The organism is Streptomyces sp. NPDC001668 (assembly GCF_042893155.1).
Classification (GTDB): domain Bacteria; phylum Actinomycetota; class Actinomycetes; order Streptomycetales; family Streptomycetaceae; genus Streptomyces.
In genome coordinates, this window is the sequence record NZ_JBIAUQ010000002.1 from 755609 (window position 1) to 770858 (window position 15250).

Sequence of the window (15250 nt, forward strand, 5' to 3'; positions counted from 1 at the left end):
ACGTTTACCAGCCGAGGAGGCCGCGCCGCCATGACCAGCACCGAGGACCGGGAAGAGCCCGCGCCGGGCAGAGCCGCCACCCGGGGGGCGCTGTCGCGTCGAGGGATGCTCAAGGGCACGGCCGTCACCGTCGGTCTGGCCGCGGCGGCGAGCGTGGCGGAGCCGGCTTACGCGGGTGAAGAGGCGGACACCGCGGCGCGGCCGGTGTGCGCGACCGCGCGCATGGGCGCCAACGCCATCACGATGTCGGTGGTGGACGGGGCGCTCACGTGGTCCGCCCGGCACCGGGGCAGGACGGTGGTCGACACCTCCGTCCTGGGGCTCGCACTCGACGACGGGACCGTCCTCGGCAGCGATGTGACGGTGACCCGGAACCAGCACGGGACAGCCCGCACCACCTGGAACCCGGTGTACGGGCGCAACGCCACCGTCACCGACCACTACCAGGAGCAGCGCTGGGAGCTGCGGGACAACACCTCGGGGGCCCGCTTCGGCGTCCAGGTCCGCGCCTACCGGACCGGTGTCGCGCTGCGCTGCCTCCTGCTCGACGAGGGCACCGCCACCGTCTCCGACGAGCTGACCACGTTCGCCTTCCCGGACGGCACCACCGTCTACAGCGCCCGGGACGAGAACGCCTACCTCCCGGTGGCACCGGGCGCCATCCCGGTCACCGGAAGCTCCAGCACGGACAACGGCCCCCTGACCGACCTGCCGCTCACCGCCACCCTCGGCGACGGACTCATCGCCTGCGTCTGCGAGTCGGCCCGGCTCGACTTCCCGCGTCTGATGCTCCGTTCGGTCGACGGACAGCCCGGCACCCTGTCCGCCTTTCTGATGGAGCACACCGCCCGCGGCACCGGCCCGGTCGAGACCGCCTGCACGGTCACCACCCCCTTCGCCACGCCGTGGCGAGCCGTGGTGATCGGTTCCACCCATGCCGAACTGGTCGACAACGCCGAGCTGATCCTCAACCTGGCCCCGCCCAACGCCCTCACCGACACCTCGTGGATCAAGCCGGGCAAGGTCTTCCGCTGCGAGCTCAGCACCGCCGCGGGCCTCGCGGGCGTCGACTTCGCCGTGGCCCGGGGACTGGAGTACATCGAGTACGACGCCGGCTGGTACGGCCCCGAGTTCACGACCCCCGACGCGACCACGCCGATCGCCGCCATCGACCTCCCGTCCGTCATCTCGTACGCGACGGACAAGGGCATCGGTGTCTTCCTCTACGTCAACCGGCTCGCCCTGACCGACGCGGACTCCCTCTTCGCCCTCTACAAGGGCTGGGGCGTCGCGGGCGTCAAGCTCGGCTTCATCAACGACGGCACGCGGACCATGACGACCCGGATCACCGACTGGGCCAAGACGGCGGCCAGGTACCGGCTGCTGATCGACATGCACGACGACGTCCGGCCGTTCGGCTACGAGCGCACCTACCCCAACTGGATCAGCCTGGAGGGCGTCCGCGGCAACGAGCAGTTCCCGACCGCCACGCACAACGTGACGCTGCCCTTCGCCCGCAACATCGGCGGCCCGATGGACTACACCATCTGCTACGGCCAGTCACGGGACAGGACGACCAACGCCCACCAGATGGCGATGGCCGCGGTGTACTACCAGCCGCTCAACTTCCTCTTCTGGTACGACAAGCCGTCCAAGTACGCCAACCCCGCGAACTGGCCGGGACTGCCCTGGTTCAACGCCGTCCCCACCACCTGGGACGAGAGCCGGACCCTGGCCGGGTCGATCGGCGAGTACGTCGCGGTCGCCCGCCGCAGCGGGGACACCTGGTACCTCGGGGCCATGACCGACGAGACGTCCCGGACCCTGTCCGTCCCGCTGTCGTTCTTGGGCGGCGGGACGTACACGGCGACCGTGTACGCCGACGGCACCCCCGGTGCCGCCCCGTACCAGACCCCGGTCGTGGTCAGCACCCGGTCCGTCACCGCCAAGAGCACACTCGACGTGGCCATGGCCCCGGCGGGCGGCCAGGCGGTGATCCTGAGACCGAGCTGACGCGGCGGCTCTCACAAACGTTTACCGGTCTCGTGGGGTGCGCTTTCCCCACCGGCCGACACACAGGCGCGAACACGTGCAGTAACGTCGGAGCCGTGACGGACGAGGAGAAACGGCCGACCGGCGCCCCGGAGGCGAAGAGGGCGAAGCGGAAGAGGGGGGCGGCCGACAGACCCAGCACGATCCGCGATGTCGCCGCGAAGGCCGGCGTCTCCGTAGCAACCGTTTCCCGGACGCTGGCGGGCAACTACCCGGTCTCCGCGGAGACCAGGCAACGGGTCATGGCGGCCGTCGACTCCCTCCACTACGTCGTGAACGTCCACGCCAAGGCGCTGTCCGGCCGGGTCGCCGGGCCCGTCGCCCTCGTCCTGCGCGACATCACCGGCCCCTCCCTCGCCCATGTGGCCGCGGGCGTGGAGGAGGAGGCCGGCAGGCGGGGCAGGCTCAGCCTGGTCTGCTCGACCAAGGACGACACCGGGCGGGAGGACGACCTGGTCCAGCTGATGCGGGAGCAGCACGCGGCGGCGGTCGTGCTCGTCGGCGGCACCGTGACGGACGCCGCCTACCACCGCCGTATGGCCCGCTACGCCGAGGCTCTGGACTCCGCTGGGTCCCGGCTGGTGCTGTGCGGCCGGCCGCCGCTGCCCGCGGGGGTGCCGGCCACCGTCGTGGACTACGACAACCGCGGCGGCGCGTTCCAGGCCACCTCGCACCTGCTCGCGGCCGGTCACCGGCGGGTCCTCTTCCTGTGCGGCGCGCCGGGCTTCAGCAGCGCGGAGGAGCGGCGCCTCGGCTACCGGGACGCGCTGCGCGCCCACGGCACGCCGTACGCTGAGGAGTTGGACACGAGCGGGGACTACACCCGTGCGTCGGGGTATCTGCGCACCCGGGAGGCGCTGCGCACGGGGGTCGGGTTCACGGCGGTGTTCGCGGGGTCCGACGTGGTCGCGCTGGGTGCCCTGGCCGCCCTGCGCGAGGCCGGCCTGAGCGTGCCGCGCGAGGTCTCCGTGGCCGGCTTCGACGACGTCCCGTTCGCCGCCGACCTGACCCCGGCCCTGACCACGGTCCGGGTTCCGTACGAGGAACTGGGCCGCACCGCCGTACGCCTCGCCCTGGACCGCGAGGTGGGGCTCACCTCCGACCACCACGTCGTGCTGGGCACCCAGCTCGTGATCCGGGATTCGGTGGGCGCGGGTCCGGCCGTCGGCTGAGTTCTGCGGCAGCCTCCGCCGTTCACCTCCCTTCACAGGTCCTGAAGGACCCGACCAGCGCCCTCAGAGACCCGGCCGCCCCCGTCAACCGCTCATGTCCGCCCGCCACTTGGCGCCACCCGCGCCCACTCCGCCTCCCAGTCCCGCAGCCGCCGCCGGTCCAGTCGCAGCCGTGCCAGCCGGCCGCCTCCCAGTGCGGCCGCGCCGGTGCCCGCCGCGACCAGCAGGCCCGTCAGCACGGACTGCAGGCGGGCCTCCGCCGCGTTGAGGGGTGCGCGGACGAGGTCGCCCCGGCGGTCGGTCCACACGGTGACCGGCGTGCCCGCCGCGGTGCCCGGTTCGACGCGGGCCACTCCGGTGCGCGGGGACCCGTCGAGTGATGTCCAGCGCACCTTCGCCCGGACCGTCTCGCCACTGCCGTCACCGGTCACGGTCGGCGTACGGTTCGCGTTCTCGGTGAGTACGGCCGACACGGTGTGCAGTGCGGCTCGGCGGGCGGCCAGCTCGTCCTCCATGGCCAGGCCCGCCGCGGCTCCCGCGAGCAGGCCGCCCAGCAGGGCGAGGGTCCAGGTGGCCAGGACGATCCATGCCTCCACGATGTCGCTGCGCCGCCGCACCGGGTTGCGCCGCCACCGCCACCACCACACCTTCCTCAGACGTGCAGGTCTCGTCGTCGCCATGATCCGTCACCCCCTCTCCTCTACGGGCGGGCTTCCGAAGAGGCCGCCGGGCACGGCCCTCAGGTGGACGATCGGCTGCCCGGCCGGCCCGTACGGTCGCCGCCCGTCCCGCTCACCGGGGCCGCCGCGGGCAGGTCCGGGTCCAGGTCCGGCCGGCGGGGCGCGCCCAGGAGCGCGCAGTCCACGTCCACCACTCCCTCGACCGCCCGCACCAGGCGCGCGGCGACGGACACGACCGAGGTGTCCCGCACCCGGCCGGTCAGGGTCACGACCCCGTCGCGCACCTGCACGCGGACCGGTTCGAGGGGGTCGGGGAAGAGGAGCGCGACGACTTCGCGACGCACCTGCCGGGCGATGTCCTCGTCGTCCCGGAGGAACACCTTGAGCAGGTCGGACCGGCTCACGATGCCCTGCAGCACGCCGTCGGCGTCCACGACCGGCATCCGTTTGACCCTGAACCCGGCCATGGTCCGCGCGGCCCGCGCGAGCGTCTCGTCGGCCGGGGCGGTGACGGCGGGGGCCGTCATCAGTTCCCCGGCGACGCGGGCGCCCGCCTTGCTGAGGTCGGAGAGCCGCCTCAGCTCGGTGTAGCGGTCCGGGTCGCCGTCGCGGAACTCCTCCTTGGGCAGCAGGTCGGCCTCGGAGACCACACCCACGACGCGGTGCTCCGCGTCCACGACGGGGAGGGCGCTGACCCGCCACCGTTCCATGGCCTTCACGATGTCCTTGAACGTCCTGCCGCTCCCCAGGGCGACGACGGTGCGGGTCATCACGTCACTGACGGTGTGCGGGGTGCCGGGCATGGCGGCCTCCGGTGCTGCTCGGGTACGGCGCCTGTCTTCAGGATCCGTCACGAGTGCGCGGAGCGCATGGGCCGGTCGGCCCTTCCGGAGAGGTCTTCGCAGCGGCTTTCATCTCGCCATGCCCGAAAACCGCACGCCGCCCGCGCCGTCCCGGACGGTGCACACCGTCGACGGAACCACCTTCGTGACCCTGCACGGCGAGATCGACCTCCTGGCCGCGACCCCACTGGCGGCGCACCTGGACGCGCTCACCTCGGGGCCGGGTCCCGATCTGGTCCTCGACCTGCGTCCCGTGTCCTTCATCGACTGCGCCGGGCTCGCCGTCCTGTGCCGGGTGCGCAGCCGGGCCCGCGCCCGCCACGGCAGGCTCCGGCTGCTCACCGGCAGCGGCCGCTTCCTGCGGATCCTCCGCGCCGCGGGACTGGGCGGGGTGTTCGAGATCCAGACCGAGCCGTCCCCCGCGGACACCGCTGCGCCGACCTCCCAACCCTCCGCCACCATGGGCTGAGCGGCCCACCCGCCGCCCGCGCCGGCTGAAGCACCCGGAACTCCACCGACCCGCAGGAGGCAGGATCATGCAGAACCCCTCGCACCGGTTCGCCGAGATCGTGCTCGGTGTGGACGCCCGCCGGCCCGCCGAGGGCGCGGTCCGCTTCACCTTCGACTGCGCCCGGCTGCGGGGCGCCCGCCTGCGGGCCGTCCACGCGTGGCGGTTCCCCTCCTGCGCGGCCGAACTGCCCTTCGGCATACCGGAGGAGGACCGGGCCGCCTGGGAGGACCACGAGGTGCAGCTGCTGTCCGACGCGCTGCGGCCATGGCGGGGGAAGTTCCCGGACGTGCGGGTCCTGGAAGACGTACGGCACCTGCCGCCGGCCGAGGCCCTGGCCCTGCTGTCCGCGGACGCCGGCCTGGTGGTCGTGGGCCGCAGCCGCACCGGTGAGCCGGGAACGGTGGCGCGAGAGGTCCTGCGTGCCGCCCGGGGCCCGGTTGTCGTGGTGCCCGTGTAGGTCACTCGGGCGTGCGGCGCCGTACCGCTCAGCCGTCCCAGGTCCAGTCCGCGACCTCCGGCAGATCCGTGCCGTGGGCGCGGATCCAGTCGTGGTGCCTGAGACGGATGTCCTCCATCCGCTGCCGTACGGCGGCGGCGCGCACCGCCAGGCCGGGGACGCGGTCGATGACGTCCATGACCAGCCGGTACCGGTCGAGGTCGTTGCGGACGACCATGTCGAACGGTGTGGTCGTCGTGCCGATCTCCTTGTAGCCGCGCACATGCAGATGGGCGTGGCCGGCGCGGCGGTAGGCCAGGCGGTGGATCAGCCACGGGTAGCCGTGGTACGCGAAGATCACCGGCTTGTCGCGGGTGAACAGCGCGTCGTACTCCGCGTCCGGCATGCCGTGCGGGTGTTCCTCCTGCGGCAGCAGCCGGGCCAGGTCGACGACGTTGACGACGCGGACGGCGAGGTCCGGCAGGTGGCGGCGGAGCAACTGGGCGGCGGCCAGGACCTCCTGGGTGGGCACGTCACCCGCGCAGCCGAGGACCACGTCGGGTTCCCGGCCGCCGTCCTCGGTCCCGGCCCAGTCCCAGATCCCGGCGCCTCGTGCGCAGTGCGCGTGTGCCTGGTCCATGGACAGCCAGTCGAAGGTGGGCTGTTTGCCGGCGACCACGACGTTGACGTAGTCGCGGCTGCGCAGCACGTGGTCGGCGACGGACAGCAGGGTGTTGGTGTCCGGCGGCAGGTAGACCCGTACGGCTTCGGGGCTCTTGTTGAGGATGTGGTCGACGAAGCCGGGATCCTGGTGGGAGAAGCCGTTGTGGTCCTGGCGCCAGACGTGCGAGGTGAGCAGGTAGTTGAGGGAGGCGATGGGTGCGCGCCAGGGCAGCCGGCGGGTGGTGCGCAGCCACTTGATGTGCTGGTTGACCATCGAGTCGACGATGTGCACGAACGCCTCGTAGCAGGAGAACAGTCCGTGCCTGCCGGTGAGCAGATAGCCCTCCAGCCAGCCCTGGCAGGTGTGTTCGGAGAGGATCTCCATCACCCTGCCGTGCCGCTCCAGGTGTTCGTCCACGGGCAGGGTCTGCGCCTGCCATGCCTTGCCGCTCGCCCCGTAGACCGCCTGGAGCCGGTTGGAGGCGGTCTCGTCCGGGCCGACGATCCTGAAGTCGCGGCGGTCATGGGTGCGGCGCATGACGTACTCGAGCAGATCGCCCAGGACGCGGGTCGGTTCGTGCATGGTCGCGCCCGGCTTGTCGACCTCGACGGCGTACGACGGAAGCTCCGGCAGCGGCAGTTCGCGCACCAGCAGCCCGCCGTTGGCGTGCGGGGTCGCGCCGAGCCTGCGCTCGCCGGCCGGCACGCAGGAGAGCACCTGGGGGCTCGGGCGTCCCTGCTCGTCGAAGAGTTCCCGCGGCCGGTAGGAGCGCAGCCACGCCTCCAGCTGCCGCAGGTGCTCGGGGTTGTCCCGTACGGCGGACAGCGGGACCTGGTGGGAGCGCCAGGTGCCCTCGACGGGGAGGCCGTCGACCTCGGCGGGGCCGGTCCAGCCCTTGGGGGTGCGCAGCACGATCACCGGCCAGTGGGCGCGTTCGGAGACGCCGTCCTCGCGGGCGCCGCGCTGGATCGCGTCGATGCGTTCCAGGGCGTCGTCCATGGCCGCGGCCATGGCGCGGTGCACGGTCATGGGGTCGTCGCCGGTGACATGGATCGGCGCGTGGCCGTAGCCGCGCAGCAGGTCGTCGAGTTCGGACTCGGGGATCCGGGCGAGCACGGTCGGGTTGGCGATCTTGTAGCCGTTGAGGTGCAGGATCGGCAGGACCGCGCCGTCGTGGACGGGGTCGAGGAACTTGTTGGAGTGCCAGGACGCGGCCAGCGGCCCGGTCTCCGCCTCGCCGTCGCCGATGACACAGGCGACGAGCAGGTCCGGGTTGTCGAGCGCGGCCCCGTAGGCGTGCGACAGGGAGTAGCCGAGTTCGCCGCCCTCGTGGATCGACCCGGGGGTCTCCGGTGCCACATGGCTGGGCACCCCGCCGGGGAACGAGAACTGCCGGAACAGCCGCTCCATCCCGGCCGCGTCCCTGCTGACGTCGGGGTAGGTCTCGGAGTAGGAGCCTTCCAGCCAGGAGTTGGCGAGCACGGCCGGTCCGCCGTGGCCGGGGCCCCAGACGCACAGGGCGTCCTGGCCACGGGACGTGATGACGCGGTTGAGGTGGGTGTGCACAAGGTTCAGGCCCGGGGAGGTGCCCCAGTGTCCGAGCAGCCTCGGTTTGACGTGCTCGGGGCGCAGGGGCTCCTCGAGCAGCGGGTTGGCCAGGAGGTAGATCTGGCCGACCGACAGGTAGTTCGCGGCGCGCCAGTGGGCGTCCAGGGCTTTGAGCTCGTCGTCCGTGAGCTCGGCGGGCGCCTGCTGCGTGTCGACGGACATCGGGATTCCCTTCCGGGGCGGGTCTGGGGTGGATCTGGGGGCGGGTCTCGGTGTGGATGTCGGGGTGGATCTCGGGGCCGTGTGCGCGCGGTCGGCGTATGACCACCTTCCGCCCGCCGGCCGGGTACCCGACAGGGCCGTTCGGGGCATCCCTTGTGGTCCGGGCGCCTCATGTCAAGACATGTCCCGTCATGCCGCGTCATGCCGCGTCACCAAGTCGGCACCACGGCTCCGCGCCGTGTCCGTGGCGGTGGGCGCCGACCACGACGAGGCCCGCCTCCTCGCCCGGCAGTCGGGCGTGGTGTGCCTGCGGCTGGCCGCGCACACCCGCGGTGGGCCCAGGAGTACAGGACGTGTGTCGCACTCCAGGCCGCGGACGACCAGAAGCGGACCGTGGGTGTGCGCGGCCAGCCCGAGGCTCACCGACCCGACCACCGCTCCGGTGAGCCGCCCGAGGCCCGGGTGCCGACGACGGTGAGGACCGCGGTGCCCCGGGCGGACGCGGTCGTGACAGCTCAGGATGACGGCCGCGGATCCGTGCGACGGCCGAGGCCGGCACCGGCTCCGCCTCGTCGCGGTCGGGCATGCCGTCAGGCGGACAGCGGCGAGCAGACCGTGGCCGTCGGGGCCGGGCAGCAGCCGTACGACGGGTGACCAGCCGAAGTGGACCGCGGCGACCCGGAGGTTGAGGACGGACGCGCCCACCGACACGTGCAGGGCGCGGCCGACGGGGTCCGCGTGGCGCGGGCTCCGTTCCGGGGCGGCCCGCGACTCCAGGGTGACGCACCTCCAGGGTGACGGTGCCGGGCTCCAGCCGGTGCCGCCACGGCTGGGTGTGGAGGCCGCACCGGGGCGGGGTGAGGGGCCGAGGGTCCACTCACCGGGGGCCGATCGGGGCAGGCCGGGCCGGAGCCCGGCGTACCCCACGGCTCGGGGCCCGGTGTCAGGCCCCGGGCCGGGCTCCCTGGACGTGGAAGTTGAAGTCGCCGTGGCCGAGGTTGCCGTACAGGCGCAGCCAGACCGGCAGGAGCATCTCCACGCCCCGGGCGCTGGTGATGTCGCCCAGGTCGATGACGCTGGATTCGGGCCAGCCGAAGGATCCCAGCAGCGCGGTGACGGCCTTCTTGGCCCCGGTGTCGTCGCCGCTGACGAACACGTTGTGCTCTCCGGCGACCCGGGTCGGCTCGACCATGACGAAGCAGTTCATGGTGTTGAGGGTCTTGACGACCTTGGCGTCGGGGAAAGCGCGCTGGATGCGTTCCCCGAGGCTGTCGGTGCCGACCGGGTCCAGCGTGGGCGGCATCCCGGCGGAGAAGTCCAGCGGGTTGGCGACATCGATGAGGATCTTGCCGCTCAGGTTGGCCGCGCCCGCCGCGTGCAGCGCGTCGAGGCTCTGCAGACCGGCGGTGGTGTTGACGACCGTCTCCGCGAAGGCCGCCGCCGCCTCGAAGGTCTCCAGGCGCACCTGGCCGTGGTCGGCGTGCCACTGGGCGAACGGCGGATTGCCCATGCCGTCGGGTTCGGTCCGTGCCAGAGTGGCCCCGGGATCGCGGGTGCCGATGACGACGTCGTGACCGAGGGAGGCGAGCTTCCCGGCTATCGTCCGGCCGACGATGCCGGTACCGAGGACTGCGTGACGCATACGAGTGGGTCCTTCCGGGAGTCGGGCGACCGGCCTGGGGCCGGGCCCGCGACGGATCCGAAACCGAGTCGTTCGCTGTCGCGTGATGACGGTAGCTGTCGAGTCGGCGGCGTGTTCCCATCTATCGTGGAAAATCACATCATGATGGCTCGTGTCGAGGCAGGCTGCACATGAGGAAACCGCAGATCGACCACGCGGCGGTCTTCCGGGCCCTGCCCGGCATGGTGGCGCTGCTGACGCCCGAACTGGTGTACGTGGACGTCAACGACGACTTCGTACGCTTCACCGGTCGGGCCCGCGAGCAGCTGGTGGGCCGCTACATCTTCGACGTCTTCCCCGAGAACCCCCATGACTCCGCCGCGGCCGGGATGCGGGAGACACGGGAGTCGATGCTGCGCGCGGTGGCCACGGGCGAGCGCGACACCATGGCGGTGGTGCGCTACGACATCGAGGATCCCCAGCGGCCCGGCCACTGGCAGGAACACTTCTGGAGCCCGGTCAACGCGCCCGTCCTCGGCACCGACGGAAAGGTGACGCTGCTCGTCCACCGGGTGGAGGAGGTCACCGAGCTCATCCGGGCCCACGGCGGCCCGGGGGGTGACAGCCGGGCACCCGTCCTGGAGGCCGAGCTGTACACCCGGGCCCGGGAGCTCCAGGAGGTGAACGAACGCCTGCGCAAGGCCCACGCCCGCGAACGCGAGGTGGCCCTGGCCCTCCAGGAGGCCCTGCTGCCCGCCCACAGACCCCTGGACCACCACCAGGCGGCCGTCCGCTACCGGCCCGCCGTCGGCGCCCTGAACGTGTGCGGCGACTGGTACGACCTGGTGGACCTGCCGGGCGACCGTCTCGCCATCGCCGTGGGTGACGTGGTGGGCCACGGTCTGTCGGCCGCCTGCGTCATGGGCCAGCTGCGCAGCGCCCTGAGCGCCGCCACGCGGGTCGCCGACGGGCCCGCCCGGGCGCTGGAGGCCCTCGGGCTGTACGCCCGCTCCGTCGACGGCGCCGAGTCCACCACGGCGGCGACGGCCTTCATCGACTGGGACGCCCACACCCTCACCTACAGCAGCGCCGGCCACCTCCCGCCCGCCCTGCTGCACCCCGACGGCACGGTGTCCTTCCTGGACCGGGCCACCGACCCGCCGCTCGGCGCCAGCCCCGAGCACGCCACCCGCCCGGAGGCCACCACGCCCTTCGACGAGGGCGCCACGCTGATCCTTTACACCGACGGTCTGATCGAGCGCCGCACCGAGGACATCGACACCGGCCTCGCCCGTCTCACCGAAGCGCTCACCCGCCACCGCCACGCGGGCCCCGAGGCCCTGGCCGACGCCCTCCTCACGGAGCTGCTGCCGCCCACCGGCAACGCCGACGACACGGCTCTCGTGGTGATCCGCCTGTGAGGCTCGTCGTCCACGCGTGCCCCCTTCAGGTTCCGCGATCCGGGTGGCCTCGGCGTCGCTCCGCGCCCGCGGGACTCAGTTCTCCGCGGGCATGACGCGGGTGACCTTGCCCTTGGGGGTCGCCTCCAGATAGCCGGTCTGGCTGTACTCGTTGCTCAGGTAGACGGCCATGCCGAGGGGGGTGTCGAACACGTCGTTGGGCTGTTCCACCAGCACGTAACGGGCGTTCGGCTGGTCGACATGGAGCTTCTTACGGGCCTCCTCCAGCAGGGCGGGCAGCTTGTCCCAGTTGAAGCCGTCGAGGCGGAAGGGCCGGTCGCCGCCGGACAGGGTGCCCTTGATGATGCCCTTCTCGACGCCCTGCCCCCGGCGGTAGGTGTAGGTGTCGTACTTGCTGTCGCTGCCGTCGACCATCAACTCGGCCGACACGAAGTCGTCGTAGACGGTGAAGTCGCCGAACCTGCTCCGGCCGCTCTCCCGCTCCAGTGCCTTGATGGCGGTGCGGACGCCGCCGGGTGTGAGCAGAGTCGTCGCCGTCGCCGTGTCCTTCGACTGCCGGGCTGCCGGTGCGGCGGCCGCGGAACTGGTGGGCCCCGGGGCCGTGATGACGGGGGAGGCGGCGTCTGAGTCCCCCGCGTCGCCTCCGAAGGGCAGCAGCCACCACATCAGGGCCAGGGCGCCGGCGAGCGAGGCCCCCGACACGCCGAGCACCACTCCCGCCGCGGGTCGGCTCCTACGGCCCGCGCGTACCGGCGAGGTCACCGGCCGGCCGGGACCGGAAAGTCCGGGCGGCGGTCCGAAACCGGCGGGAGGGGCCGCCCCCGCCGCGGCGGGGGCCCCGGCGAGCGGAGCCGTCGGCGAGGCGAAGGCCCCCGGGTACGAAGGGCCCGTACCGGCGGACGGCGGGTTCGGGGAGTACGAGGTGGGCTGGGGCCACACGTGCGCCGGGCCGCCCCGCCCCGACTCGATCTCGGCCAGCTGCCGGTCCAGCACGGCGGACGACGGCCGTGCCGCCGGATCCCGTACGAGCACGCTCATCAGTACGTCGCCCAGGGCGCCGGCGCGCACGGGCGGCGGCACGTCGTCGTTGAGGACGGCGGCGAGCGTGGCGAGGGTGTTGCCGCGGCGCAGCGGGTGGTGGCCCTCCACGGCGGTGTACAGCATCATCGCCAGCGACCACAGGTCGGAGGCGGAGCCGCCCTCGTGGCCCGAGATCCGCTCCGGTGCCATGAAGTCGGGTGTGCCGATCAGGGAGCCGGTGGCGGTGAGGCTGGTCGTCTCGCGGATCGCGGCGATGCCGAAGTCGGTGAGGACGGGGCGCTCGTCGGGCCTGAGCAGGACGTTGGCGGGCTTGACGTCCCGGTGCTGGATGCCGGCGTCGTGCGCGGCGGCCAGCGCGGCCAGGACTCCCCGGCCGATCCGTGCCGCCTCGCCCGGCGGCATCGGCCCCTGGGCGAGCCGGTCGGCGAGCGAGCCGCCGCTGACCAGCTCCATGACGATCCACGGGTAGGTCCCGTCGCCGCCGTCGACGATGTGGTGGACGGTGACGACGTTCGGATGGTCGATCCGGGCGAGGGCCCGTGCCTCCCGCAGCACCCGCTCGCGCAGCGTCCGCGCGCCGTCGGGGTCGTACTCGGCGAGGTCCCGGTCGGGCGGGCGGACCTCCTTGACGGCGACCATCCTGTGCAGCACCAGGTCCCTGGCCCGCCAGACCGTGCCCATCCCGCCGCCGCCGAGACGGGCCTCCAACTCGAAGCGCCCGTCGACGACTCGTCTGCCGGGGCCCTCGCCTGCCTCACTCATGGGCGGGAGCTTAATGGCCCCCACCGACAGCGTTCGCCGGCCCCCGGGCCCCGAACCCGGAGCACGGCAGTCAGCCGGTCTGTGCGATTACGACGCCGGGTTGCCCTCGGCCACCCGGTGGGCCGTCGTGGTCTCGCCGGGCGCGGGCCGGACGATCTGCGGGGCGGACTCGGCCGGGGCGGCGGTGCTCTGGGCGGTGCCGTCCTCCTTCATGGCCTTGGCCTCGCTCTTGAGGATGCGCATCGACTTGCCGAGCCCACGCGCGGCCTCGGGGAGCTTCTTCGAGCCGAACAGCAGGATGATCATGATCGCCACGATCAGCAGGTGCCAGGGCTCCAGTCCGTTGCGCAGCATGCCGCGGGTCCCTTCTCTACGCTCATTGTTGCCAGCTTGCGCAACTGTACAACCACGTGCCCCGCGGCCGCCTCACTCGTCGGAGTCCTTCTTGCCCCTCGCCGCCGCGTAGGCCTGCTCCGGCGTCATCGGCACCCCGTTGAGGGAGACGGTCTTGTAGGGGCTGACCTTGGCGCAGGTCTTGGCCTCGTCGGCGGTCTGGGCGTGGGCGTTGGAGACCGCGGCCTTGGTGTCGGCGGGCGCCGGCGAGGACGAACCGCCCGGGAACGTGGTACCGCTCGTCCAGTCGCTCCCGATCACCAGGGTCAGACCGCTTCCGGCGCCTTCCACCAGGTGCGAGGTGGGCAGTCCGAGGGCCTTGGCGGCCGTCTGGGCCTGGGCCTTCCGGCCGGTGCCGTAGGTGAGGGTGGTGGTCGTCGCGGGGCTCGGCGCGTTGGCGGTGGTCGTGGCGGAGCTGAACCCCTGGCCGGTCAGCGCGTTCGCGACGTCGGAGGCGCGGCCGGTGATCCGGGTGCCGTTCTCGACGGTGACGGCGATCTCGGAGACCGGAACCGCAGTGGCCGTGGCCGCCGCGGGGGCAGCCGAGGAGCCCGCCGCGGACTTCTTCCCGGAACCGGTGGTCAGGGACTGGTCGTCGGCGATGCTGGAGAAGAGGGCCTTGGCGCCCGCGCCCACCACCACACGGTTGCTGTTGTTGGGATCGGCGGCGGTCTGCATCGTGGTGAAGGTCATCCGCTTGGTGGGGACCTTGTTGACGTCGGCCGCGAGCGCGATCAGCTTCTTGACGCTGCCGAGACCGTCGTCCACAGTGAGCGCCTTGGTGGCGGCGTCGGCGAGGTCGTAGACCGCGGTGGGGTCGGTGAGCGTGCCCGCGCTCTTGAACTTCCGGATCATCGCGCTGAGGAAGATGTGCTGGGAGACCGTGCGCCCGAGGTCACTGCCGTCACCGAAGCCGTGCCGGGAGCGGACGAACTCCAGGGCCGCCTCGCCCTTGAGGATGTGCGGGCCCTGGGACAGCTTCAGGTGCGAGTAGGTGTCGTAGACGTTGTGATCGACACATACCGAGACACCGCCGACCGCGTCGGACATCTTGACGACTCCGGAGAAGTCGAGCTTGACGAAGTGGTCGATGGGGATGCCGGTGAGCTGATGGATGGTGGCCACCTGGCAGGCGGGGCCGTACTGGAGGGCGCTGTTGATCTGGCCGTAGTAGCCGGCCGTGGACTGGCCGCTCTCGCCGTCCTTGCAGGCCGGGACGTCGACCATGGTGTCGCGGGGGATGCTCATGACGGTGGCGTTGGAGCGGTCCGCGGATATGTGCACCACCATCTGCACGTCCGCGTTGCCGTTCCCCGTCTGCACGCCGGTCTGCGAGCAGCCGCCGCCCAGTTTGCAGTCGGCCTTGCTGGTGCGACCGTCCGAGCCCATGACCAGGATGTTGATGGGGGTACGGCCGAACGCGTCGGCCTTCTCCGCACCGCCCTTGCCGTCCAGGGAGACGCTGTTGATGTTGCCGTTGAGGTGCTGGTAGAACCACCAGCCGACCCCGGCCGTGCCCAGGACGAGGACCGCCAGACACATCCCGACGATCTTCAGCACCCGCCTGCCGCGCCGTGCCGGACGGGCCCGGCGACGCGAGCGCCCGCCCCCTTTCGAGCGGGCCGCCGCCCGGGCCGCGGCGCGTCCGCCGGGCCGCGGCGCTCCACCGGACCCACCCTCCCGCTGCCCCGGCACCGAGCCGGTGCGGCTGCGCGTGGCCTGACCGCCCGGACTGTCCCACCGGTCGCTCATCTACCACTCCCACGAAACGGTCGGGCCCCTCAGGCCGGGCCATGGGGTGCGCGGCCGGGCGTGCGCGGCGGTGTACGGGCAGGCCAAGCGGGAACTCCGCCTAGGTTGCGTAGTTGCGCAATCTAACAAACCC

General features: G+C 72.5%; 12 protein-coding genes. 5 read left to right on the top strand and 7 right to left on the bottom strand.

Annotated elements, in window-relative coordinates; translation table 11 throughout:
- Positions 1–30 precede the first annotated feature (30 nt).
- The gene (locus ACFYZ8_RS08925; RefSeq protein ID WP_388531130.1) at positions 31–2013 is read left to right on the top strand and encodes a glycoside hydrolase family 97 catalytic domain-containing protein; all 1983 of its coding nucleotides are present in this window, start codon (positions 31–33) and stop codon (positions 2011–2013) included.
- Between the two features lie 95 nt (positions 2014–2108).
- Positions 2109–3224, top strand: a complete 1116-nt coding sequence (locus tag ACFYZ8_RS08930; protein ID WP_388531127.1) for a LacI family DNA-binding transcriptional regulator — start codon at positions 2109–2111, stop codon at positions 3222–3224.
- A gap of 92 nt (positions 3225–3316) precedes the next feature.
- Here the strand turns inward: ACFYZ8_RS08930 and ACFYZ8_RS08935 are convergent, their stop codons facing one another.
- Positions 3317–3904: a hypothetical protein gene (locus ACFYZ8_RS08935; RefSeq protein WP_359028586.1), complete on the bottom strand. Its 588-nt coding sequence runs from the start codon at positions 3902–3904 to the stop codon at positions 3317–3319.
- A gap of 59 nt (positions 3905–3963) precedes the next feature.
- Entirely contained in the window at positions 3964–4707 is a 744-nt protein-coding gene (locus ACFYZ8_RS08940) for a CBS domain-containing protein (RefSeq protein ID WP_388531125.1), read from the bottom strand.
- 118 nt (positions 4708–4825) lie between these two features.
- On the opposite strand from ACFYZ8_RS08940, the gene ACFYZ8_RS08945 reads away from it, so the two are divergent.
- Both ACFYZ8_RS08945 and ACFYZ8_RS08950 read left to right on the top strand, forming a co-directional pair.
- Complete coding sequence (locus ACFYZ8_RS08945; protein ID WP_388531123.1) at positions 4826–5215, top strand: STAS domain-containing protein; 390 nt, start codon at positions 4826–4828, stop codon at positions 5213–5215.
- Positions 5216–5282: 67 nt separating this feature from the next.
- Positions 5283–5714, top strand: coding sequence for a universal stress protein (locus tag ACFYZ8_RS08950; protein WP_388531120.1), 432 nt, complete (start codon positions 5283–5285; stop codon positions 5712–5714).
- 28 nt (positions 5715–5742) lie between these two features.
- Here ACFYZ8_RS08950 and ACFYZ8_RS08955 read toward each other — a convergent pair whose 3' ends face one another.
- Complete coding sequence (locus ACFYZ8_RS08955; protein WP_388531117.1) at positions 5743–8127, bottom strand: phosphoketolase; 2385 nt, start codon at positions 8125–8127, stop codon at positions 5743–5745.
- A 943-nt stretch (positions 8128–9070) separates the two neighbouring features.
- Positions 9071–9769, bottom strand: coding sequence for an NADPH-dependent F420 reductase (locus ACFYZ8_RS08960; RefSeq protein WP_388531114.1), 699 nt, complete (start codon positions 9767–9769; stop codon positions 9071–9073).
- 170 nt (positions 9770–9939) lie between these two features.
- Here ACFYZ8_RS08960 and ACFYZ8_RS08965 point away from each other — a divergent pair, with 170 nt between their 5' ends.
- On the top strand, positions 9940–11169 hold the full coding sequence (locus ACFYZ8_RS08965; protein ID WP_359028580.1) for a SpoIIE family protein phosphatase: 1230 nt from the start codon (positions 9940–9942) through the stop codon (positions 11167–11169).
- Positions 11170–11244: 75 nt separating this feature from the next.
- Here the strand turns inward: ACFYZ8_RS08965 and ACFYZ8_RS08970 are convergent, their stop codons facing one another.
- The 3 genes from ACFYZ8_RS08970 to ACFYZ8_RS08980 all read right to left on the bottom strand — a co-directional run bounded on the left by ACFYZ8_RS08970 (position 11245) and on the right by ACFYZ8_RS08980 (position 15117).
- Positions 11245–12972: a serine/threonine-protein kinase gene (locus ACFYZ8_RS08970; RefSeq protein ID WP_388531111.1), complete on the bottom strand. Its 1728-nt coding sequence runs from the start codon at positions 12970–12972 to the stop codon at positions 11245–11247.
- Between the two features lie 87 nt (positions 12973–13059).
- Positions 13060–13326, bottom strand: coding sequence for a Sec-independent protein translocase subunit TatA (gene tatA, locus ACFYZ8_RS08975; protein ID WP_359028578.1), 267 nt, complete (start codon positions 13324–13326; stop codon positions 13060–13062).
- Positions 13327–13398: 72 nt separating this feature from the next.
- Complete coding sequence (locus ACFYZ8_RS08980; RefSeq protein ID WP_388531108.1) at positions 13399–15117, bottom strand: LCP family protein; 1719 nt, start codon at positions 15115–15117, stop codon at positions 13399–13401.
- Between the last annotated feature and the right edge of the window lie 133 nt (positions 15118–15250).

Bases quoted from the DNA above. Each gene is read 5' to 3' on its own strand.
- ACFYZ8_RS08950 (WP_388531120.1), top strand. From the start codon at position 5,283: ATGCAGAACCCCTCGCACCGGTTCGCCGAGATCGTGCTCGGTGTGGAC.
- ACFYZ8_RS08925 (WP_388531130.1), top strand. From the start codon at position 31: ATGACCAGCACCGAGGACCGGGAAGAGCCCGCGCCGGGCAGAGCCGCC.
- ACFYZ8_RS08955 (WP_388531117.1), bottom strand. From the start codon at position 8,127: ATGTCCGTCGACACGCAGCAGGCGCCCGCCGAGCTCACGGACGACGAG.
- ACFYZ8_RS08980 (WP_388531108.1), bottom strand. From the start codon at position 15,117: ATGAGCGACCGGTGGGACAGTCCGGGCGGTCAGGCCACGCGCAGCCGC.
- ACFYZ8_RS08960 (WP_388531114.1), bottom strand. From the start codon at position 9,769: ATGCGTCACGCAGTCCTCGGTACCGGCATCGTCGGCCGGACGATAGCC.
- ACFYZ8_RS08945 (WP_388531123.1), top strand. From the start codon at position 4,826: ATGCCCGAAAACCGCACGCCGCCCGCGCCGTCCCGGACGGTGCACACC.
- ACFYZ8_RS08970 (WP_388531111.1), bottom strand. From the start codon at position 12,972: ATGAGTGAGGCAGGCGAGGGCCCCGGCAGACGAGTCGTCGACGGGCGC.
- tatA (WP_359028578.1), bottom strand. From the start codon at position 13,326: ATGCTGCGCAACGGACTGGAGCCCTGGCACCTGCTGATCGTGGCGATC.
- ACFYZ8_RS08965 (WP_359028580.1), top strand. From the start codon at position 9,940: ATGAGGAAACCGCAGATCGACCACGCGGCGGTCTTCCGGGCCCTGCCC.
- ACFYZ8_RS08935 (WP_359028586.1), bottom strand. From the start codon at position 3,904: ATGGCGACGACGAGACCTGCACGTCTGAGGAAGGTGTGGTGGTGGCGG.
- ACFYZ8_RS08940 (WP_388531125.1), bottom strand. From the start codon at position 4,707: ATGCCCGGCACCCCGCACACCGTCAGTGACGTGATGACCCGCACCGTC.